Source organism: Veillonella parvula, from assembly GCF_032577575.1.
Classification (GTDB): Bacteria; Bacillota; Negativicutes; order Veillonellales; family Veillonellaceae; genus Veillonella.
In genome coordinates, this window is sequence record NZ_JAWFVO010000002.1 from 84,447 (window position 1) to 107,758 (window position 23,312).

The 23,312-nt window shown below is 38.6% G+C and carries 22 protein-coding genes and 3 tRNA genes; 3 read left to right on the forward strand and 22 right to left on the reverse strand.

Annotation, left to right across the window (positions count from 1 at the left end):
• Positions 1–33: 33 nt before the first annotated feature.
• Positions 34–675 carry a hypothetical protein gene (locus tag E7K77_RS04325; protein ID WP_325306307.1) on the reverse strand — a complete coding sequence of 214 codons (642 nt, stop codon included), beginning with the start codon at positions 673–675 and terminating at the stop codon, positions 34–36.
• Between the two features lie 205 nt (positions 676–880).
• Between E7K77_RS04325 and E7K77_RS04330 the strand changes: the two genes are divergently transcribed.
• Positions 881–1,618: a DUF4145 domain-containing protein gene (locus tag E7K77_RS04330; protein WP_278466890.1), complete on the forward strand. Its 738-nt coding sequence runs from the start codon at positions 881–883 to the stop codon at positions 1,616–1,618.
• Positions 1,619–1,886: 268 nt separating this feature from the next.
• Complete coding sequence (locus tag E7K77_RS04335) at positions 1,887–2,783, forward strand: hypothetical protein (RefSeq protein ID WP_278466893.1); 897 nt, start codon at positions 1,887–1,889, stop codon at positions 2,781–2,783.
• Between the two features lie 404 nt (positions 2,784–3,187).
• On the opposite strand, the gene E7K77_RS04340 is transcribed toward E7K77_RS04335, so the two are convergent.
• The 3 genes from E7K77_RS04340 to E7K77_RS04350 all read right to left on the reverse strand — a co-directional run bounded on the left by E7K77_RS04340 (position 3,188) and on the right by E7K77_RS04350 (position 3,458).
• Positions 3,188–3,273: transfer RNA gene (locus E7K77_RS04340), tRNA-Leu, on the reverse strand.
• 12 nt (positions 3,274–3,285) lie between these two features.
• A tRNA-Phe gene (locus E7K77_RS04345) sits at positions 3,286–3,361 on the reverse strand.
• A 21-nt stretch (positions 3,362–3,382) separates the two neighbouring features.
• Positions 3,383–3,458: transfer RNA gene (locus E7K77_RS04350), tRNA-Asp, on the reverse strand.
• 320 nt (positions 3,459–3,778) lie between these two features.
• Here E7K77_RS04350 and E7K77_RS04355 point away from each other — a divergent pair.
• Positions 3,779–4,414, forward strand: a complete 636-nt coding sequence (locus tag E7K77_RS04355; protein ID WP_008602793.1) for a hypothetical protein — start codon at positions 3,779–3,781, stop codon at positions 4,412–4,414.
• A gap of 237 nt (positions 4,415–4,651) precedes the next feature.
• Here the strand turns inward: E7K77_RS04355 and E7K77_RS04360 are convergent, their stop codons facing one another.
• From E7K77_RS04360 to E7K77_RS04445, 18 genes are all read right to left on the reverse strand, one after another.
• Positions 4,652–5,029, reverse strand: coding sequence for a PaaI family thioesterase (locus E7K77_RS04360; protein WP_024061370.1), 378 nt, complete (start codon positions 5,027–5,029; stop codon positions 4,652–4,654).
• Positions 5,026–6,177 (reverse strand): o-succinylbenzoate synthase, encoded by a 1,152-nt coding sequence (menC, locus tag E7K77_RS04365; protein WP_128113995.1) that lies wholly within the window; start codon positions 6,175–6,177, stop codon positions 5,026–5,028. The genes E7K77_RS04360 and menC overlap by 4 nt, the downstream gene beginning before the upstream one ends.
• Positions 6,178–6,190: 13 nt before the next feature.
• Positions 6,191–7,597, reverse strand: a complete 1,407-nt coding sequence (menE, locus tag E7K77_RS04370; RefSeq protein ID WP_128113994.1) for an o-succinylbenzoate--CoA ligase — start codon at positions 7,595–7,597, stop codon at positions 6,191–6,193.
• Between the two features lie 199 nt (positions 7,598–7,796).
• The gene (menB, locus tag E7K77_RS04375) at positions 7,797–8,639 is read right to left on the reverse strand and encodes a 1,4-dihydroxy-2-naphthoyl-CoA synthase (RefSeq protein WP_024061373.1); all 843 of its coding nucleotides are present in this window, start codon (positions 8,637–8,639) and stop codon (positions 7,797–7,799) included.
• A 4-nt stretch (positions 8,640–8,643) separates the two neighbouring features.
• Positions 8,644–9,504, reverse strand: coding sequence for a 2-succinyl-6-hydroxy-2,4-cyclohexadiene-1-carboxylate synthase (gene menH / locus E7K77_RS04380; protein ID WP_004693711.1), 861 nt, complete (start codon positions 9,502–9,504; stop codon positions 8,644–8,646).
• Entirely contained in the window at positions 9,501–11,264 is a 1,764-nt protein-coding gene (menD, locus tag E7K77_RS04385) for a 2-succinyl-5-enolpyruvyl-6-hydroxy-3-cyclohexene-1-carboxylic-acid synthase (RefSeq protein WP_325306310.1), read from the reverse strand. The genes menH and menD overlap by 4 nt, the downstream gene beginning before the upstream one ends.
• 40 nt (positions 11,265–11,304) lie before the next feature.
• A complete protein-coding gene (locus tag E7K77_RS04390) occupies positions 11,305–12,447 on the reverse strand; it encodes an isochorismate synthase (protein ID WP_287511233.1) in 1,143 nt (380 codons plus the stop codon).
• A gap of 262 nt (positions 12,448–12,709) precedes the next feature.
• On the reverse strand, positions 12,710–13,972 hold the full coding sequence (purD, locus tag E7K77_RS04395; RefSeq protein ID WP_287511235.1) for a phosphoribosylamine--glycine ligase: 1,263 nt from the start codon (positions 13,970–13,972) through the stop codon (positions 12,710–12,712).
• Between the two features lie 145 nt (positions 13,973–14,117).
• Positions 14,118–15,647, reverse strand: coding sequence for a bifunctional phosphoribosylaminoimidazolecarboxamide formyltransferase/IMP cyclohydrolase (gene purH, locus E7K77_RS04400; RefSeq protein ID WP_287511236.1), 1,530 nt, complete (start codon positions 15,645–15,647; stop codon positions 14,118–14,120).
• A gap of 24 nt (positions 15,648–15,671) precedes the next feature.
• Positions 15,672–16,295 (reverse strand): phosphoribosylglycinamide formyltransferase, encoded by a 624-nt coding sequence (purN, locus tag E7K77_RS04405; protein ID WP_278470626.1) that lies wholly within the window; start codon positions 16,293–16,295, stop codon positions 15,672–15,674.
• On the reverse strand, positions 16,288–17,349 hold the full coding sequence (purM, locus tag E7K77_RS04410) for a phosphoribosylformylglycinamidine cyclo-ligase (protein ID WP_287526495.1): 1,062 nt from the start codon (positions 17,347–17,349) through the stop codon (positions 16,288–16,290). The genes purN and purM overlap by 8 nt, the downstream gene beginning before the upstream one ends.
• A complete protein-coding gene (purF, locus tag E7K77_RS04415) occupies positions 17,336–18,754 on the reverse strand; it encodes an amidophosphoribosyltransferase (RefSeq protein ID WP_287526491.1) in 1,419 nt (472 codons plus the stop codon). The genes purM and purF overlap by 14 nt, the downstream gene beginning before the upstream one ends.
• An 11-nt stretch (positions 18,755–18,765) precedes the next feature.
• On the reverse strand, positions 18,766–19,494 hold the full coding sequence (gene purC, locus E7K77_RS04420; protein WP_021147770.1) for a phosphoribosylaminoimidazolesuccinocarboxamide synthase: 729 nt from the start codon (positions 19,492–19,494) through the stop codon (positions 18,766–18,768).
• 101 nt (positions 19,495–19,595) lie between these two features.
• Complete coding sequence (gene purE, locus E7K77_RS04425; protein ID WP_101928953.1) at positions 19,596–20,087, reverse strand: 5-(carboxyamino)imidazole ribonucleotide mutase; 492 nt, start codon at positions 20,085–20,087, stop codon at positions 19,596–19,598.
• A gap of 433 nt (positions 20,088–20,520) precedes the next feature.
• Positions 20,521–20,961 carry a hypothetical protein gene (locus tag E7K77_RS04430; protein WP_287509530.1) on the reverse strand — a complete coding sequence of 147 codons (441 nt, stop codon included), beginning with the start codon at positions 20,959–20,961 and terminating at the stop codon, positions 20,521–20,523.
• A gap of 11 nt (positions 20,962–20,972) precedes the next feature.
• Entirely contained in the window at positions 20,973–21,419 is a 447-nt protein-coding gene (locus E7K77_RS04435) for a hypothetical protein (RefSeq protein WP_287509532.1), read from the reverse strand.
• Positions 21,420–21,446: 27 nt separating this feature from the next.
• Positions 21,447–22,022: a xanthine phosphoribosyltransferase gene (locus tag E7K77_RS04440; protein ID WP_004693737.1), complete on the reverse strand. Its 576-nt coding sequence runs from the start codon at positions 22,020–22,022 to the stop codon at positions 21,447–21,449.
• Positions 22,023–22,276: 254 nt separating this feature from the next.
• Positions 22,277–23,182: a LysR family transcriptional regulator gene (locus E7K77_RS04445; protein ID WP_004693739.1), complete on the reverse strand. Its 906-nt coding sequence runs from the start codon at positions 23,180–23,182 to the stop codon at positions 22,277–22,279.
• Between the last annotated feature and the right edge of the window lie 130 nt (positions 23,183–23,312).

The window sequence follows — 23,312 nt, forward strand, 5'->3', positions numbered from 1 at the left end:
GAAAGGGACTCCTATATAACCGATGTGTTTTCATCAACGCATAGTTCTGGAAATAATGAAAGCACAAACCACAATGATACCAAGGACTATACTCCCAGCTACTATATAAGGCCAGGTAAGTACATCCCGTACATCATTCAATATTTTTATATCAAAGATTGGCATATAAAGTAGTAAGTTCCCCAAAATCCAACCGATTGGTCCTATGAACTTTAGCTTCTTAATCGTATCCATTTTATCTAGAATAGACTCAGTTACCTCTGAGTCCTTTTCGACAGATACGTATTCTTTATTAATGTAAAAGCCTTTTGAATATTCCGTTTCAAAAGCCCACTCTTGAACAGAAAACGTAGCAGTACCATCAACATTTTCATACTCTTTATATTTAGCAGTATCAGTAGTACCTACGTCTACCTCACCCCAAGTGCCCGTTACCATCTCATAACCACTATCTACGAGTTTCATATCGGCTGGTAGTGCTTTTCCACACAACTTGGAAAACTGGTACGCATCGCGCCTCTTATCCCAACTGAGCCAAAACTCTGCATTATTCTTATGTTTAACTAACTTATACTCATACCCAATTTTTCCATGAGTATCAATGTAGCGTATTTTACCTAAAATCGTATATAGATCCCTTCGGATACGTAATGTCTCGCCATAATTAAAAACCATAATCTTCTCTCATATTGAAAACTATATATATAAATGTATATTACTAATTACTATGATTGTACACATAATATGAAAGTATGCCAATAAAGACTCTTATAGTTCAACATCAAGGAGCTCTCAAAATGATTTTTGATTTCATAATTTTTTCATTATATAATAAATATATTAAAGTCAATCTGGATATATGATAAAGAAGGTAGTAAAAATGTCTAAATTTATTTGTCCATACTGTAATAATGCTGTGGCCTTAACTGAAGAAACGTTTACAGAATACAAAATAACTCATAAAAATGCTTATATAGCAAAACAAGTTACACTTACTTTTCCAAATATTAACGAAAAACAATATTTAACAATCTATAATAATTACGTGAAACCAAGTTATTTAGATAACCTAGCAACTCCTATCATAACTATATTGGCTTATAAATGCCCTAATTGTGATAAAGAAACTTATAAATTAATAGCCAAAAATAACGATGGTAATTCTTCTAATACTATACCTATAATTCCAAATTCTTTGGCAAGAGACTATAGTAATGTAGTTCCCTCTCATATCCAAGAAGACTATAGCGAAGCATATGCTATATTACATCTTAGTCCTAAAGCTTCTGCTACCTTATCTAGACGTTGCATACAGAGCATGATCCGTGATTACTGGAAGGTTACAAAGAAAACACTATATCAAGAAATTGAGGCAATAAAACCTAATTTAAATACACTTCAGACTGAAGCTATAGATGTTTTACGAGAGATAGGAAATATTGGTGCCCATCCAAATAAAGATATTAACACCATCATCGACATTAATCCTGAAGATGCGGAAAAACTAATAAAGCTAATAGAGTATTTTATTAAAGAATGGTACATTGCAAAATATGAACAAACTAAGCTTTTAAAAGATGTAAAAAGCTTAGGTGAATCAAAAAAATCTAATCAATAAAATTGTGAGATTATTTCAACTTAGACTACAAATGGATAATTTTCATTTTCCATACCTACAAAACTACAAACAATTCTATAAATATACTAATATCTGTCCCCTTAGTGCACTTCAGACTTAATTTGCATATCTATCTTAAAAGGAGATTCTGTATCTCTTTATCATATACAATCTTCATTAAAACCTATCCTTTGTCATTTAGTTTTTTATAAATTTTTATAATTATAAAATCTATTTGATATAGTCAATTAAATAGGAGGATATTATAATGAACAAAATAATAAACAATCCTTTATTACCACAAAAAATTTCTTTTAACCTAAAAGGTGGACTAAACAGCGAATATCCTTTGGATTTACGCGCAACTGCATCATTTTTACTCTATTTCCAACATTTAATAGATAAAAGTTATTGTACTATTAATAATATCGATCGTATCCGACCAAACAAAAATAATGTATATAAGGTTGTTGTAAAAGACTTCACAGTTGGTTCTTTATCATCTGATTTGATGCTAATTGTTGAAGGTGCAAGACTTACCCTTCCTCTATTAGGGTTATCTACTCCTGAGTCAATCTGGACATACACTTGTTACGCATGTGAATTAGCTTCACGCTTCTTTAATGGTTTAAAATCTAACACGCAACCCAAAATAGAAATTAATGGAAATAATAACACGGTTATTTATACGGATAATACCGGAGCTAAAATAGAATACCCTCAAGAAACGTATGAGATTGCTAATAAATCTATCCCTACATATAGAAAACTTTCACAAACCATGGTAAATGGTTCATTCTCAGAATTTAAAGCACACAATGAGTCAAATAATGCTCCTCCAATATTTTTTAGCAGTGAATCTGCAGACCTTTATAATGAGCAAACAATGGTCGACGAAACACCAGAAATAATTCAATGCAATATAATTCGTTTTGACAAAGAAACCCGTACGGGAAAACTTAGACTATTAGATAATAACTGTGGAGATATTAATTCCGAATTACCCTTCCAAATCATTGGTAATCAAGATAGTTCTCCTTATATAGCAGCGATGAATAGAGATGAAATATCTATGAACTGTATACGAGAAATCTCATATGCTTCATTAAAACCCAAAATAACTCGTTTACAAATAATATCTTTGGTAACAACTGAGCACCTTTAATTGATTTTATAAAAACTTAATGTATTATAGTTAAATACTTAGTAAAAAGCATATACTATATAATACTTAGAAATCACCTTGCTTAAGTACAATGCGGCTTGAACACCTACATTATACTTAAGCAAGGTGATTTTTTGTATAACTTTCGTTGCCGCACCCGCATAGCGGGTGGTTTTATGATTCGCTACTACGTCGCGAACAAGTCTAAAGACAATAAAATAAGCCACCGCATCATATGCAGTGACTATTATAACCCTCATATAAAACGGGCAAATATTTATTATTTAAAGGGGCAAAAAAGGGGCAAATTATCGTTACAATGGGTTACGATTTGCTATTGTTCCTTTTCTAAATTGCTAGATAATTACTGCTTGTGTTACAATCTGTTAATCAGTAAATAGAAATGGTGCGGTTGGCGGGACTTGAACCCGCACGAGCGTTAGCTCACCACCCCCTCAAGATGGCGTGTCTGCCATTCCACCACAACCGCATGGAATACAAATGGTGCCTCAGGACAGAATCGAACTGTCGACACACGGATTTTCAGTCCGTTGCTCTACCAACTGAGCTACCGAGGCATGATTTTTTGTAAAAAAAAATGGCGACCCCGATCAGATTTGAACTGACGATCTTCGCCGTGACAGGGCGACATGTTAACCGCTACACCACGGGGCCGCGTATCAACTCGCGTTGACTACTTGTACATAATATCATGGATTTTAGAGCAATGCAACTATTTTTTTAAAAAATATTATTACAAATCTATGAAAATAATTGATTATATTTGATAATCGTTATTTTATAGCTTTTATAAAAGTATCTCTATATTATATTACAGGAATCCACCCTTTATCGTCATAATTCGTCAGTTTTCGTAATAGTACAATTTTCTCTCTAAGCTATAATAGGTATACCCTTTACTAGAAATCATCCTATTCTTTACTCAATATGCTACAATATGTATATATTCAGTATGAAAATGCCTCTATAGAAACATGAAAGGATTCGCTGTGAATAAGTTCAATTCAAAAGGTGTTATTATCGCTCTTATCATAGCTATTGTAGGAGCGATGGCCGCAGCATGGTATTTCTTATGGTATGTACCACATACACCAGCCTACACATTAAAAATCATTCACCAAGCAGTACAAGATAAAGATGCAGACGAAGCATTACGCCACATAGATATAAAATCCATTGTAAAAAACATTGTAGAACGAGAAGGCAATAAATATGTCGATACATCTACCCCACTTGGTAAAGCTACAATAGCAGCTACCAAAACATTTGGACCAGCTCTTATCGAAGACGTAATACGAACATATATCGAAGATCCTGACAGCTTTAAATCTGAATCACCTACCAATAATACCACTACAGCAAATGATGATAATAAGTCTATGGTAGATCGTCTTGTAGAAGGTCGCCTATTTAAGGAACATGATGTAGAGGTTAAAAACCTAAAGTCAGAAGATAATGGTGATAAGGCTACTGTGACTGTAACGATACAAAATAATAAAAAGAATATGACAAAAGATATAAAAGTTTTGATGCGTCATTTAGGAGATGGAACATGGGTAATTTACGATATTCCTGATATTGAAGACCTATATACTATCACTAGAAAATAAATATCTTTGTCTTTCCTAACATTTTAAATTGCAGATCTTAAAAAACGTAAAAAAGAGCTATGTCTTTTTTCTAGACGAGCCATTTACATTGTAAATCCAACAAAGGACAGTATCTACTGAAAAGTAGATACTGTCCTTTTATTATCCTATAATCTTAACAATCGTAAGTTCTCATGTAAGACGAAATTATACATAACTTAATTAGCAAATATAACTAAATCCTTTAAAAATGGGATTTTATCTATCAAAATCTACAATAGCCAAGGTTACAGTCACTTGTGAAATAAGGCGTTGTGCATCATCTATCATATCAAAGCGCCATACATGGGATGTTTTGCCTTTCACTAGTAATGTTCCTAAGGCTGTTAATGTTCCTTCGCATTTCACAGGACGCAAGTGATTCGCAGTTATAGACTGACCTACTCCAAATTTATGAGAGCCTACCAGCTCATTGCTCATCATACCTGCAATAATTTCTGCAAAAGCTAATGTAGCACCACCATTTAAATAGCCTTGCGGTTGTTTATGAAATTCATTTAAATTCATTTTTGCAATACATGTAGTATCGCTCGTCATACGAGGTACATCGATTTGTAAGGATTCAATTAGATTCATAGTGTTCGTTTCTCCATACAATAAGTTTCTAGCCGGTCATCAAAAACTGTTACACCTAGTCCATCACCATCAGGGACCTGCATAACACCCTCATTAAAGGTTAAATCTGGGAAAATAAGATCTTGTTCAAAATATCGATTTGAATCGGACAAATCCCCTGCCATATAGGAATCTCCTAATGCGGCTAACTGAACATGAAGCATTTTAGAAACCCCTGATTCTACCATGCTACCAATCCAATATGGAATATGACGTTCTCTACATAGATTAATAGCTGCTTTTGTTGGAATAAGCCCCCCCATGCGCCCTACTTTTATATTAAGCACATCAATCAAACCATATTCGATAGCATAGGACAAATCATCATATCCTAAAATGGACTCATCCAAACAAATTGGCGTATAGATTTTCCAATCACCATGATTAAGACGCTCCCACTTCCAATCTTTATAAGATTGAAGGTTTGCCATCGCAAAGGGCTCTTCAATACAAGCTAGACCTAAATCATCATACTGACGGACCTTATCTATTTCTTGATATGAATAGCTTCGATTTGCATCAGCCGCTAAGACCAAATCCGGATAATGTTTGCGAACTAAAGCTACGCGTTCATAACCATCTATAGGATTTACCTTTAATTTAATCCGCTTACAACCATTTACTACATGATGCGCTACAACATCAAGTAATTGGTCTATTGGCACATCACCGACGACGATACCACTTTCAATTGTCTCTTGTAAAGGTTGATCCATAATGTAGGAAACAGAATTTACACCTATCCGTTCACAATGAAGATGAATAAGCGCATTTTCTAGAGCCGCAATAGCCATAGGCATATTGTCTCGATTGCGCCAAAATTGTAATTGTCGTACATAGGTCATCAGTGATTTAGGCCGCATCAAGCGCAAATTAAAGATATAATCGTCTACCATAGCTTTCCAACAGGTTTCTACGGTCTCAAATGTATAGAATGGCTCTGTGAAAGCTACGCATTCCCCATATCCTACATACCCTTGTTGGTCTTCAATGCGAACAACGATAGTCTCTCTTTCTTTCACCTCGCCCTTGGCAGTCTTAAAATTGAACTTCAGTGGCAATTTAAGGCGATATGTAGTTATACTTTTAAAGTTTAAAATATTATTCATAGGCGCCTCAATTTTATAATTTCAATTCATTACGCAATATTTTGCCAGTTCCATTTCGAGGCAATGCGGTTAATACTTTTACATATTTCGGAATCTTATATTTTGCTAAAGAGTCTTTCATAAAGACTATAATATCCTCTGGTGGCAAACTTTTACCATCATGAAAGGCCACAAAGAGGGCTGGCACTTGTCCCCATTTAACATCGGACACAGGCACAACGGCACATTCCTTTACCAATGGCAACGTATAGACCAAATCCTCTAGTTCCTTAGGATAAATATTTTCACCCCCAGAAATGATGAGATCCTTACGACGATTCAAAATATAAACGAACCCCTCCTCATCGATGTAACCAATATCATCTGTATTAAAGTCTCCATCGATAGGTTTCTTGTTGATGTAACCAGTCATAACCATAGGGCCCGTCAAATGAATTTCGCCTACCCCATCTGTATCAGGATTATCGATACGAACCTGCATGCCAGGCAATGGCTTACCTACAGATTCTCGTTTATGAGGATACTCCAATACAGAGAAGGTCACGCTTTGACTAAAGGTTTCCGTCATGCCGTAGGTCTTATAGATAGGCAAAGATTTCTTTTCACAAGCTTCGATGAGAGCCATAGGAATGAATTCTCCACCGAGCAATATAACACGTAATACATGGTGCGTAATATGTGGCTCTAATTGAGTCAAAATAGTGGGCACTAAGGACATCATATTGATTTGCTCAGATTCTATAAGTTTGAGAACTTGAGCTTCATCATATTTAGGCAAAATAGTGACAGCCGTCCCGTTATAAAGAGACCTCATCAAGATAGATAAACCACTCACATGAAACAGAGGCAGTACCATTAGCCAATTATCCTGATCCGTTTTTCCTAGTACCTCTTGGGAAGCTTGTACATGAGCTTTAATCTGCCCCCATCGAAGCGGTACAGACTTAAATTGCCCCGTAGTAGCGCTCGTATTCATGATAGCAGCTATGTCTGTGTCTACAAAGACCCAATCAAAGGAGTCCTCGACCGCTAAATCCGATAGAATATCTTCTAGAGCTTCAAACTCATTTGTAACAATTGAATTAGAGGCCTTCGAATCAACGAAATGAGATAATTGATTACGTCGTTCTTTACTATGTAATACGGTGGTAACACCTAGTTGATCCAATTGGTTTTCTATTTCCTTTGGCTTAAGATGTACATTAAGTAAAAGTACCTCTTTATGAACTAGCATAGCAGCCAACACATACATTGCCATGGTCACAGAGTTATCAGACAAGATAGCCACACGAGATGCGTCTAAAGGCACTAAATTACGAGCTACATGGAGTACACCACGGTATATATCGTTATAGGTATATTCATTTATACATTTACGATTAGGGTAGTGCTGTGCACCATAACGTAACCACTCCATCATCTCACCTCGTATCTAAACCTAATCACTAATAAGTAATCACTAATTACCAATAAATAGTAAATAATAAGTAAAAACTAAAAAATAATAATTGAAATATGATAAATAAAGAGATATTACAAGAAAGGCGCCTCCTATAGAGGCGCACTTGTCGTTTTAACCGTTAATATAGTCCGTCATATAGGACTGTATCGACTCCCGATTAAGGGAATTTAGGGAATTGTTTGAAGTTAGGTTTCCGTTTTTCTTTGAACGCATCGCGACCTTCTTTCGCTTCATCAATTGTATAGTACATCAATGTAGCGTCCCCTGCGAATTGTTGTAAACCTGCAAGGCCATCTGTGTCGGCATTGAAAGCGCCTTTCAACATGCGCAATGCCATTGGAGATAATTCAAGGATTTCGCTACACCATTGAACTGTTTCTTCTTCCAATTTGTCAAATGGTACCACAGTATTAACCATGCCCATTTCATACGCTTGAGCTGCTGTGTATTGACGGCACAAGAACCATACTTCGCGAGCGCGTTTGTGACCGATCATACGAGCCAAGTAACCTGCGCCATAACCAGCGTCGAAGGAGCCTACACGAGGACCAGTTTGACCGAATTTAGCATTTTCAGAAGCGATTGTAAGGTCACATACGATGTGCAATACATGACCGCCACCGATAGCATAACCATTAACCATTGCAATAACAGGTTTAGGGATGACGCGAATTAAGCGTTGTAAATCGAGAACGTTCAAGCGAGGCACATTATCTTCACCTACATAACCACCGTGACCACGTACGCTTTGGTCACCGCCGGAGCAGAATGCCTCTTTATCTTCGCCCTTACCGTGGTTAGCACCAGTCAATACGATTACGCCTACTTCGTTATCTTCACGAGCTACTGTGAAAGCATCAATTAACTCCATTACCGTTTTAGGACGGAATGCGTTGCGCACTTCTGGACGGTTAATAGTAATCTTTGCAATGCCATTATATGTTTCGTAAATTACATCTTCATAATTACGATCCAATATTTTCCAATCAAATTTGCTCATGGACTTAACCTTTCTTCTGTAAAAAATCCAATACCGCTTGTTCAAAAATCTGCGGTTTCTCTATATGTACATTATGCCCCGCCCCGTCGACGATGACATGATTAAAACTTGGCAACTTGCCAAATACGTCTCTTCCTATTGTAGTATATTTTGTATCTAATGCGCCACTCACATATAAACCTTTAACAGAGAATTTTTCTAATTTATCCCCTACATAAGGCATCACGCCCTGCCCTGACCCACGCAATGTACAAGCTAATGCATATGGGCTATTATTGGAACGACGTAGATAGATTAATTCTTCTACCCCCTCTGAAAGCTGTTTTTGACTCTCAAAAATAGGTACTTCCGCCCATCGTGCAGCAAACCAAGCACCATCATGCTCTTCGATATGAACTGCTAAGTCTTCATCCGCCTTGCGGCGTGCTGCTCGCTCAGCGTCAGAAGCGATGCCTACCGAGCCACTTTCAAGAATAAGACCTTTGATTTCACGTTCATACTCCAACGCATAGGAAAGTGCAATACGAGCCCCCATAGAATAGCCCATGAGGTAATAGCTTTCACCAACCATGTAATAGATAACTGTGTGTAAGTCCTTTATCATTTGAGGAATGGTGTAAGCCTGATTCTCATCAGGAATATCTGAATCGCCATGTCCGATTAAATCAATACGAACCACTCGATACCCCGGCAGATTAATAGCATCCCAAGTATAGCTTGATTCAGAGAAGCCGTGGAAACATACAATAGGTTCCCCTTCACCTACCACAGTCAAACCGTAGCGATACTCTCCCAAGTCAAAATACATGCGCTGAGCTGGATTACACAAAGCATTATCTACAATACTGCAAAAATACTGACTCATAGTAATGCCTCCATATCAACTGAAACTTTTGTATATTTCCTATGTAACTGACGACTATATTCCCGGTCTGTTGGTATTTCAATAATATGAACGCCAGATTCCTCGCTAACTTTAGCTAATACAGGGACCAATTCATCAGGACTAGAGATTTTAGTGTACCCACAGCCATAGAGTTTAGCAACCCCACTATAATCTAAACCTTGTGACGTAGAGAACAAATAATCAAAATATTTCGTTCCCTTTTGCGGTAAATATTCAAAAATACCGCCTCCATCGTTATTATGCAAAATAATCGTCAAATTGAGATTGTGCGTTTTAGCAACCGCTAAACCGTTTAGATCATGGAATAAAGACAAATCACCCGTTACGAGATATGTAGGCTGATGATTCGTTGCAAGTCCAAGCGCAGTGGAAACTGTACCATCGATACCATTAACACCACGATTACCGTAAAGAACGGCATCGGACTCCCCAGAAAGCCAAAAGTAATCAAAGTCGCGAACGGTCATGCTATTCGCCACAAGTACTTGGCTATTGTCAGGAATATGCTGTTGCAACTCGCGTATCGTGCGTCCTTCAAAGCAACTTGGTTCTTCTATAGCTGTACTTAGTTGAGCTTTACCAGCTACTTCTAAACGTTGCCATCTATTAAGATATGCATTAGATTCGTTCTTTACAGCGAACAAATGCGTAAACATATCGATGCTTGCTTGCATGTGTATGGTGGTTTTCCCCATAGGGTTCATGGAGTCCATCGTGGGATTTACCTCAATATACTCCACATTATCCCAACTTGCCACCATTTGCTGTACCCGTTTCGATACAACGATTTGTCCAAACTGAATCACGCAATCTGGCTTTAGTACAGGCCATAGGTCTTTATCCGCTAAAAACGCATCATACGTAGAAATGACAACATCAGAGAAATGTTTTTTCTGAATCATATCTGTATCATTGTTACGATTGCTAGCAACTTCATGATTGTCATCAATAGTACCAGTCTTATGACAACGTCTTACATTGGACAATGGATCCGCCAAGATAGGAGCTTGTAAATTCTCCGCAAAGGAATGAATAGACTCAACTTCATCTATATCAATTTGTGGGCCAGCTAAAATAAGGACTCTCTTATACTGTGTAAGCAATAGACTTCTATTCTGATAGCTAAACACATCACCGTAATTAGGTTTAAATACTTTGTAAGGGCTACGTCCCGCTTCAAAGTGCTTACGGTCCAGTTCAGGCACTAATGGCTCAAAGAGAGGTATATTGATATGCACGGGTCCTTTTTTAGTATCTATAGCTTTCATATACGCCTTGCGTGCTACTTGTCGTGGATATGTGTAGTAATGCTCATCTTGGGGCACCGATAATTCTTCATAATAGTTTACAGCTGTACCAAAGATTTTTTGTTGATCTACTGTTTGTGGAGCCCCTGTATGTAGCAAGGTATAAGGTCTATCGGCAGACAATACGATAAGAGGTACCCCACTATATTGAGCCTCTAAAATAGCGGGCAAATAATGAGCCACTGCGGAACCGGATGTACAAACTAACACAGTTGGTTCTTTATGAGCCTTTGCAATGCCAAGTGCCATAAAGCTAGCAGAGCGCTCATCTATATTCATATATGTTTCAAAGCCTTCATACTCCGTGAAAAGCATAGCCATCGTCGTGGAACGAGAACCAGGGCTAAACACAGCATGCCGGACGCCGAGTTGGTAAAACTCATCTACCAAGGCAGCAATATATTCGTTCATTATATTCCCTTTCAACAACTTCTAAGGGTTTGGAAATTTATCATAACGCATCCAAAATGGTGCGCATTTTATTATTAGTTTCTGCATATTCTTCATCCGCATCAGAATCGGCTACGACGCCACATCCTGCATAGGCATAAAGAACATTATCCATAATGAGGGCAGATCGAATAGCAACGATGACAATGCCGTCCCCCATATCTTTCATAAAGCCAAAAGGTGCTGCATACATGCCGCGTTCATGAGCTTCGTACTTTTGTAGCAATGCCAACGCCTTTTCTCGCGGTTCACCACCGAGAGCCGGTGTAGGATGGAGCAACTTTGCCCATTCTACGAGGGATTTTGTGCTATCCTTAGCAGTAATAATGGTGCGCAAGTGATAGAGATGAGCTAACTCCATGATGCCCGTTTCACCTATGGTAACATCAGGTGTTATAGTCTCCATTGTTTTCACGATACGATCGCGCACAATATTATGTTCAAAGAGATTTTTCTTATCTGTTAACAGTTGTTCCTTAGTCCACGCATTTGGTCCATGTTTAGGAGCTGTACCCGCTAAAGCATAACTAAGAATTTCACTACCTCGATGGCGAACTAGAATCTCTGGCGATGCGCCCACAAAGGTACGTCCATTCTTTTCGTAACCAAAGATAAAGCAATTGGGATTATTATCTACTAAATTTGCCAAAATACTTGCTACATTGTATGGTGTTTTACTAGTAAACTGTACCTCTCGAGAAGAAACGACCTTCGTCATTTCACCACTACTAATGCTTTCAGAAATAGCATTCATCAATCTATTCCAAGCAGCCTTATCATCACTGGTTTCCTTGTAGTTATGGCGAACTCGAGGCACCTCGAAATCCGTAATAGGGACGCTTTCACCAGCGTGCAAGTAGAAAGACTCCCCATTTTCTACGATGTAATAATGGGTGAAAGCAATCATTTCATGACCCATGCCAGCCCATTTAGGGTCCTTAGAGTTCTCAAAAAAAGTATCTCCATAAAACACGTAAGCGTAATTATGGCGAGCTTCATCATCTTTGACCGTCGCCAAACGTTTAGCGCCTACAACGATGCGGTCACTTTGACGATCCACCCAAAATACGCGTTCTTCGTTTGGAAAATTCAGCCAAAAGGCTACCGGACTATTCAGTTCTAACGGTTCTTTATTATATATCATAGTTGTATATCACTATTAAGAAATAAAATAGACTATAGTAAAAACACCTAACGTGTAGAAGATTTACTTCTACACGTCAGGCGTCATCAATAAGTTTCCAAATTTTTGAGATGAGCCTAACGCCATCACACGTCGATGGGCCCTCTTTATATCTAATTTATTATATCATAGGTAACAGTTAAAAGGTAGAAAATAAAACCTCTACACCGCATGCGTCGTGCATGAATGTAGAGGTTTTCATTATATTCAAAATGTTGTTACTTTATTTAAAAGCCTTAGCCCCAATATCTGTACGATATTGCATGCCTTCAAAGTCGATATGCTCTATACGTTCATAGGCTCTATCAAGTGCCGTTCTAAGGTCTTTGCCAAGTCCGACAACACCAAGCACACGACCGCCATTAGTGACATAATTTTCACCAACAAGCTTTGTACCAGAGTGGAATACAATGGTTGTGTCATATTGTTTAATATCCCCACTGATGACATCGCCCTTAGATGAAGTTTCAGGATAGCCCTTAGAAGCAAGGATAACGCAAGCCGCTGAGGAATCTTTCCATTTCACCATATTAGAGGTTAATGTGCCCTTAGCACAGGCCATCATAATCTCACCTAAATCACTATCGAGCAGCGGCAATACAACTTGTGTTTCAGGATCACCAAAGCGCGCATTGAATTCTACCACCTTAGGACCTTCGTCAGTAATCATAAGCCCCGCGTAAAGGCAGCCTACATACGGCATGCCTTCTTTTTCCATAGCCGCTACCATAGGTTCTAAGATGGTTTTCATCGCTGCGTCCCGCAATGCATCTGTAAGAACGGGGGCCGGTGCATAGGTCCCCATGCCACCTGTATTAGGCCCTTTATCACCATCAAAGATACGTTTATGATCTTGAGAGGCAATCATAGGAACTACGGTCTTGCCATCTACAAAAGCTAATAAACTAGCCTCTTCGCCTTCCATAAACTCTTCGATAACAACGGTGCTGCCTGCATCACCGAATCGATTACCACTGAGCATATCTTCTACGGCTGCATTCGCTTCATCGATGGTCATGGCTACTACAACACCCTTCCCTGCCGCCAATCCGTCAGCTTTAACAACAATAGGAGCTCCTGTTTGAGCAATAAAAGCTTTCGCTTCATCTACCTTATGGAATACACCATACGCAGCAGTGGGAATATTGTATTTTTTCATGAGGTCTTTAGCAAACACCTTTGATCCCTCTAGTTGAGCTGCTGCTTTGGATGGACCAAAAACTGGAATCCCCGCCTTAGTAAGTACATCTGCTAAGCCCGCTACTAAAGGAGCCTCAGGCCCAACAACAACTAAATCAACTTGATTATCTTTCAAAAAGCTAATTAAATGATCGCTTTGTTGCCAATCGATGCCAACTAGCTCTGCACAATCTGACATAGCCGCACTACCAGGAATAGCATATACCTTTGTTACGCTAGGGCTGATGGACAATCGCCACGCCAATGCATGTTCACGGCCGCCGCTACCGATTACACATACTTTCATAAGTCCTCCATCGGCGCCTAAACGCCATCAAATTCATAATAATATAAACACATAACGGGGCCACTCCAAACATCAATAATTGTTGACCGTTCAATAGATATTTTGCCCTAATCGTGCTTAACAATCCGCTAAAATTCTTAACTAGTTAATGTTTAAAGTGACGAATGTTTGTAAATACCATAGCGATGCCCGCTTCATCAGCCGCTTTGATGGACTCTTCGTCGCGAATAGAGCCACCTGGTTGAATAATAGCTGCAATGCCATGCTTTGCCGCTGTTTCTACGGTATCTCCAAATGGGAAGAATGCATCGGATGCTAATACAGCGCCTTTAGCGGCTTCCCCGGCTTGTTCAAGAGCAATTTTTGCAGAACCTACGCGATTCATTTGACCGGCCCCAACTCCAAGAGTACGCTTTTCATTAGAAATCAAAATCGCATTGGATTTTACATGTTTTACGAGTTTCCATGCAAATTCAAGAGCTTTCCATTGTTCCTCTGTCGGTTGTACCTTCGTAACAACTTTATAATTGGCGCGGTCTTCTACCAGATCGTCTTCTGTTTGCACTAATAAACCACCAGACACCTTTTTCACTGTCACTTGGCCAGATTCCGGCTTAGATAGCTCGATGAGGCGAATATTCTTCTTAGCTTCAAGGATTTCTAATGCTTCTTTTGTGAAAGCAGGTGCCATAATAACTTCTAAGAAAATTTTGCTCATTTCCTCCGCTGTACTTGCATCTACTTCACGATTTAAGGCTACGATGCCACCAAAGGCAGATACGGAGTCCGCTTCATAAGCATTTACATATGCATCATGTAATGTAGCTGCAGTAGCTGCACCACATGGGTTCGTATGCTTAATGATACATGCAGCTGGATCAGTAAATTCCCATACCATATTCCATGCCGCTTCCATGTCTACAATATTATTATAGGAAAGCTCTTTGCCATGTAATTGTTTCAAGGCCCCCATGCCATGAGCTGTACCAATTTCTTTATAGAATGCGGCTTGTTGATGCGGATTTTCCCCATATCTAAGATCTGTTACCTTCTCATAAGCACTCAAATATTCTGGAGGTGTAGGGCCTTCATTCAAGATTCCACTCATATAATTAGCGATGGCCACATCGTAAGCCGCCGTATGAGCAAAGGCTTCTTTGGCAAGTCCAAAGCGATATTCCTTAGTCAATTCACCTTGATCCTTGAGCATCTCTAAGATTTCATCGTAATGATTTGGATTTACTACGATACCCACAAAGGCATGATTCTTTGCTGCAGAACGAACCATCGTAGGACCACCAATATCGATATTTTCGATGGCCTCTTCTAAGGATACATTAGGTTTTGCAATGGTTTCGCGGAACGGGTAAAGATTGACTACAACAAGGTCGATTGGTTCAATACCATGTTCTGCCATAGCTTGTTGATGCTCCGCATTATCACGGATCGCCAAAATACCACCATGCACCTTAGGATGTAATGTCTTTACGCGGCCATCCATCATTTCAGGAAAATCAGTCAAAGACTCTACCGATTTTGCCGGAATACCTGCTTCGGTTATGGCTTTAAGGGTCCCACCTGTGGAATAAATGGTTACCCCTAAATCAACTAAACCTTTCGCAAAGTCTACAATACCTGTTTTATCAGAAACACTAAGTAATGCATTTTTAATCATCTAACGTCTTCCTTTGCTTACACATCAATCTTCAATATATACAACACGACCTTTTATAGTGAGCTTATCCTCACAAAATAGTCGTAATACCTCTTTATATGTTTTATGTTCAATAGGCAATAATCTATCACTCAGAGTATCCTCTGTATCCTCCGGTAATAAAGGAACCGTATTCTGCATAATGATAGGTCCTGTATCCATTCCGGCATCAACAAAGTGTACCGTACAACCGGTTACCTTTACGCCCGCATCAATAGCTTGTTGATGTCCATGTAGTCCCGGAAAGGATGGCAACAAGGCAGGATGGATATTTAAAATTCTATGCTCATAGTGCTCAATCAATGGAGCCCCTACAATGCGCATATATCCGGCCAAAACGATACCATCTACCTTATAGGGCTCTAACGCATCTAACTGAGCCTGTTCAAAGCTAGCTTTAGAATCATAGTCGCTACGCTCGATGACAATGAGTGGGATATTCCAAGGTTTAGAACGTTTAACAATCCCTGCATCACCGTGATCTGTAATGATAACTACAAACTCACCATTAATATATCCTTCTTGCATGGCTTTATAGAGGGCTTCCCCATTGGAGCCTCTACCGCTTGCGAATAGAGCTAGACGTTTTTTAACTACGGAACTAGTCATTAAATACCGCCCCTTTTACAACAACTGGACCTTCGCCTTTAACGATATGACCAATTTCATAAACCGCTTCATTACGACTTTCAAGATTTGCCTTTACTCGATCCACATCCGCAGCGTCCACTATGAGGATCATGCCAATGCCCATGTTAAAAGTACGGTACATTTCATGCCAATCTACATTGCCCCATTCTTGTAGCTTTTCAAAAACTGGAAGGCGAGGCCATGTATCACAATCGATCTCTGCCGTTACTCCCGTAGGTAAGACGCGAGGAATATTTTCATAGAAACCGCCGCCCGTAATATGAACCATACCTCTAATTAAATCTTCTTTAATCAACGGTAATACAGCTTTAGGATATAAGTGCGTTGGCGTTAATAATTCTTCTCCCAGTGTTTTGCCAAATTCAGGAATATCTTGATCAATGGAGAAACCCTTATGATCAAATACAATTTTACGAACTAACGAGAAACCATTAGAATGAACCCCAGAAGATGGTAACCCAAGGATAACATCTCTTGCCTTGATACTTTCACCAGTAATCAATTTAGGACGATCTACGATACCAACGGCAAAACCAGCTACATCATAATCCTCATCATCGTAGAAACCTGCCATCTCAGCAGTTTCACCGCCTAGTAAGGCGCAGCCTGATTCTTCGCACGCCTCAGCTACACCGCGTACGATATCTGCCACTTTTACAGGCTCTAGTTTGCCAACCGCAATATAATCGAGGAAAAATAAAGGTGTAGCACCTTGTACGAGGATATCATTAACACTCATAGCTACACAGTCTTGACCGATAGTATCATGTTTATCCATCATGATAGCGAGACGTAATTTGGTGCCCACCCCATCTGTACCAGATACGAGCATAGGATCAGACATAGCATGACCAGCTAAAGAATAGAGTCCTCCAAAACCACCTAAATCACCAACAACACCTGGTGTATACGTCCGTTTAACAGATTCTTTCATCAATTCTACGGCGCGATTACCTGCATCGATATCAACACCTGCATCGCGATAGGTTAAACTAGTTTTATTCGAGCACATATTTGACCCCTTCCTCTTGGTCCGCAGGAACCGCTACACTATAATCACCATTGAAACATGCAAAACATAAATCATCTGGCTTTACATCAGATACAGCACGACATAGGCCTTCACGAGACAAGTAATGTAATTTATCAGCCTTGATAAAATCTCTAATTTCATCCACTGTATGAGTAGCTGCTATAAGTTCTTTACGCACTGATGTATCAATGCCATAGTGACAGGAATACTCAATAGTTGGAGAACTAATACACATATAAATCTCTTTAGCACCAGCTTCTTTTAGCATTTTTACAATGATACCACTCGTAGTACCGCGCACAATAGAATCATCAATAAGGACGATACGCTTACCTCCAACAATATGTGGCAATGCATTTAGCTTCATACGAACAGCTAATTCTCGTTCCTCTTGATTTGGTTTAATAAAGGTACGGCCGCTATAACGGTTCTTAACTAAACCTTCCGCAAAAGGGATACCCGATGCACGAGCATAACCTAATGCAGCTGTTGTACCGGAATCCGGAATGGACATTACGATGTCTGCATCATACTTAGTTTCGTTATATAGTTCGCGGCCCATATTTAGCCGAGATTGATATACGGATTGACCATCGATATGACTATCGCCACGTGCAAAATAGATGTATTCAAAGACGCAAAGTTTTTTGTCGATTTTTTCTGGTTCCGCATACATAGTACTACGCACACCAGAGTCATCGATGATAACCATTTCACCAGGATCTATATGACGAATAAACTCTGCCTTAATCGCATCAAAAGCACAACTTTCACTAGAGAGCACATAACCATTTTCAGTTTTACCTAAACAAAGTGGTCTAAATCCTTGAGGGTCTCGTACACCTACTAAAGAGTCGTTCGTAGTAATGACTAAAGAGAACGCCCCTTCAATTTGACGCGCCGCATCGGCAATGCGTTCCGCTTGTGTTTCTACTTTAGAACGAGCTATCAAGTTTACGATAACCTCAGAATCCATCGTCGTTTGAAAGATGGAACCATCGGCTTCTAGGCGTTTTCGAATAGATAAGGCATTCGTTAAATTGCCATTGTGAGCCACCGCAATTTGACCGCCTTGGTAGTGAATAACCAAAGGTTGAATATTACGCGGATTATTAGACCCTGTCGTAGAGTACCGCACATGTCCAGTCCCCATATAGCTTGGCAATGCTGGTAATTCTTTGATAGCCTCAGTCAACAAGCCCATGCCTTTTTTCAGTTCTACATCATGACCATCGGTAACAGCAATACCCGCACTTTCTTGACCACGATGTTGGAGAGCAAATAGCCCCCAATATACATAGCGTGCTACATCAACGGTCCTATCATAGATGCCGAACACACCACACTCTTCGTGCCATTTATCAAAAACAGAATCGTAGTTCATCTTCCCCCCTATTAGGCACGCTCACCTGTAAGGCGGAATAACATTTCCTTATATGCTTCTTCAATATTACCAAGATCCCGACGGAAACGATCTTTATCGAGTTTTTCACCAGTTGTAGCATCCCAGAAACGGCATGTATCAGGAGAAATTTCATCACCCAATAAAATTTCACCATTATGGGTACCAAATTCTAATTTAAAATCTACAAGGGTTACATTTTTAGTAGCCAAGAATTTTTTCAAAATATCGTTTACCTTTAAAGTAATTGTAGAAATTACGTCAAGTTGCTCTTGAGTGGCCCAACCAAGTGCAGTGATTTGGGATTCGTTGGCAAACGGATCGCCTAGTTCATCGTTTTTATAGCAGAATTCAAGAATTGGATGTTTAAGTGGTGTACCTTCTTCAATGCCAAAGCGTTTAGCCATAGAGCCAGCCGCAATATTACGAACGATAACTTCAAGAGGAACTATTTTCAATGTAAGTACTGTTTGGTTGCGATCATCTTCACGACGAACAAAATGAGTTGGTACGCCTTCTTTTTTCAACAATTCAAAGAAGAAAGAGGAAATTTTATTGTTCAACACGCCTTTACCAAGAATGGTGTCATGTTTTTCACCATTAAATGCAGTGGCATCATCTTTGTAATGAACGATGTACTCATCTTTGTTATCTGTTGCATATACTTGTTTTGCTTTTCCTTCATACAATAATGTTAATTTTTCCAAATCGATGTTAGCCATGATCTTTCTCCTTTATCATAATTAATGATACAAACTATATAATAGATATCTAAATAAACTGTTTTTCTTAACCAACATTTAATCACCGATGATTTACATGATTAAATTTGAATAGCACCTTGTAATTCTGCATTGTCTGCCAAGACTTTTTCAGCCATATCTTTACGATATTGTTGATATTGTTCTTTCAGGTCTTTATTGAAAGCTGCTCCAATTTGTACTGCAAAGAGAGCCGCATTTTTAGCACCATCTACAGCCATGGTTGCTACAGGCATGCCAGATGGCATTTGTACAATAGCAAGTAGAGAATCAATACCTTTTAATGCGGTTGCATTAAGTGGGATGCCGATAACTGGTAGTGTAGTAAAGCTCGCCACTACACCAGGTAGGTGAGCCGCTGCGCCTGCACCAGCAATAAAAGCAATAGCTCCTTCACCTTCAAGTCGTGTAACAAAATTCTTTACAGCCTCTGGGGTACGATGAGCTGAGGCAATAACCATTTCATAGGGAATGTTAAATTCATCAAGTACGGCAGATGCTTTTTTCATTGTGTCCAGGTCAGACTTGCTGCCCATGATAATACCGACCTTCATAGATCCTCCTAATAAAAAAGCCCAGCCAAAACAGACTGGGACAAATACGCGCAAATAGCCTCCGTAGACTTGCTTTGAGTTTGTTGATTTGCATAGTTCACGGTGCTACCTCCTTCTTGTACTCAAATTGTAACACCTAACATTTACAAAATCAATACTATTTTCGAATATTTTTTTATTAAATATTTTTATTATTCGTTATATTCCGAACTATTACAAAAATATAGATTGCATCATATAAATTAATTTTAAATAAATCTGAAAAATAAAATACTGCCTTTTCAATCTTATAACAACACAAACTTATTCTATCGATCAAAATATTTATATGTTTTTTCTTATCCATACAAAAAGAGGATAACCCGTTTATAAACAGGTTATCCTCTTTTCATAATTCCGAACATTAGACCACTCAACTTGTATCTATTATTGATTAGTGAGTACCACTTTCAAAGGCAGTTTTTAATTCACCTACAGATTCTGGAATATAATCTACGATAGAAGACATCAACGCATACATCAATGCAGGCTCGAACGCATCATCACCACACATATATACGCAATCCAAGTACAGACTAGAATCTTGTTCATCAATATATAGTTTATAATTTTTATATGTCGCATTGTCACGATTAATTAATGCATTTAAGGCATTCATATTTTGTGCTGTTACCTTTTCAGGTCCTAACACTAAACGAACTACACTATAAATAGTGTTATCGAGAATGACGAATAAAGGCATATCCCATAAAGGAGACTTGATATAAGAACGATATACTACTGTACCGTCTTCATCATCAAAATCCTTCCGTTCAAAAGATATGATTTCTTCTTCTTTCAAAAACTTATCAAATAATAAGGATTTAGGATTCATAACAACCTCTATTAAGCTAAGCCAGTTACTTTAAGAATATCTTTATGTACAGCATCTAAATGCGGTTGAATAACTTCAAGCATAAGATTCACTACTACAGTAGGATCAAATTGTTCATTCAAACATGGTATAGACACATCCATATAAATGTTATTGTCTTCATTGCTCACGTAATATTTAGATATCTTGTAATCTTGATTTAACGTGTTAAGTTCTTTCAATACCGCAGGAATCACTTTTTTATCAATAGATGTTGTTGTGATAGCGATGCGTACATAGGTGAACGCAGAATCGTCTACAACGATGAACACAGGCAAGCTATGCTCATGAACATCCAAACGACCATGATATACAACTGTGTTAAGATCGTCTGTCATTTCTTCCTTTGTAAACCAAGTGTTACCGCCTTTGTTAAGGTCAGCAACAAGTAAGTCGAATTTTTCTGCTTTTTTATTCATAATCTCCTCTAACAATAATCAGACAAATTAGTCTTCGATAAACACACAACCATTATCTTTGAATTCTTTAATGCGAACTAAAGACTCTACACGGTAGCCCGCATTTTCCAAGCGTTCACGACCAGGTTGGAAGGACTTTTCGATAGCAATCGCCATGCCAACTACTTCATCACCTGCGTCTTGAACCAACTTAGCAAGGCCCATAGCCGCCTCACCAGACGCCAAGAAATCGTCGATAATCAACACTTTTTCACCAGCTGGCAAGAATTTTTTAGAAATAGTGATATCATAATTCTCTTCTTTTGTATAAGAGTACACAACACTATGATATACATCATCTACCATAAGGATGGATTTTTTCTTACGCGCAAATACCAATGGTACGTCTAGTTCAAGCGCGGCCATCAACGCCAACGCAATACCAGATGCTTCGATGGTAACAATACGTTGTACACCTGCATCACGGTAACGATCCGCGATTTCTTTACCAATCGCCTTAAACAATTGTGGATCGATTTGATGGTTTAAGAACCCATCTACTTTCAGCACTCGATTATTGAGGACAATCCCCTCTTCACGAATGCGTTCTTTTAATAATTCCATGTGCTCATACCTCCGCATAACTATCTTTAAATTTTAACGTAAACAACCCCTTAGGGTCAACCTATATCTAGTAAAAGTCTTATAATATACCCCATAAATATCATTGCAAATAAGACTTAAATATTTCATATATGAATTATATAACTCAACTGCTTTATAGGAATATAATATAGCACGGTAAAACTCACACTAATATATAAAAAGACACACTTTAAGAAATTTTCCTAAAGTATGTCTTTAAACATGTCTTTTTCTTATAAAACTTTATCTCGAGTACTTTCACGATTAACTAGCAAGGACGTAAATCTTGCAGCCCCTTCAGATTGAGGAACCAAGCGAGAACGCACAAGCACAATGTCGCGTGTTGGTACCGGAATATCTGTATCGATGCGCACAATAGTCCCTTCTTGCATTTTTTGTTGTACCACATGATTAGGCAACATGGAAATACCCATATTGATTTCTACAAGATCTAGTAATACATCGACGCTACCCAATTCAAAGCGAGGCTTACGACAAGCACCATGTGTTACATCGTCAAAGAATGTACGACTAGCAGAGCCTTTATGCAAGAGTAAAATAGGCTCGTTAAGAAGGCGCCCTTGATCAAAGAATCCTGCCCCTTTATAGTCAGGGCCCCCAACAAAGACGTCTTGAATGGTAGCTAGCGTAGTTACCTCTAGCTGAGGATTATCTCTCAAGCCCTCATAATCATTAACCACAGCTAATTGCGCCTCTTTATTGAGTACTAATTCTACACAATCAGGAGACGGACGATTAATGATATGTAAGCCAATTTCACTTTCTTGTAATTGCCATTTGTGGAAATAAGGCAATAGGAAATGGCGACACAAAGTATCTGTGGCAGCCAAATTTAAACTTTCATAAGCTTGACTAACCCGTTCTTGTAATTGGGTAACACCATTATCAAGAATGGAGAAAGCTTTAGCTACCGTATCAAACAATTCTTTACCTTCTGGCGTGAACCCTACAGATTTTGTAGTACGCACGAAGAGAGGCATATTAAGTTCTCCTTCTAATTGTTTAATACTTTGACTGATGGCGGATTGGGACACGCCTAATTCTTTTGCGGCACGGGAAAAAGATAAATATAAGCCTACCCCTAGAAAGGTTCTATATAAATCTGCAGATACTGCCATTTTATTCACCTCTGTTATATACTAATAGTAACTTCTTACTTTTAAATACACATATCATTACCCTATTATAACTATAGACTCTCAATATATAATGAATATGTAGAAATCTTCATGAAAGTTAGGTCTTATG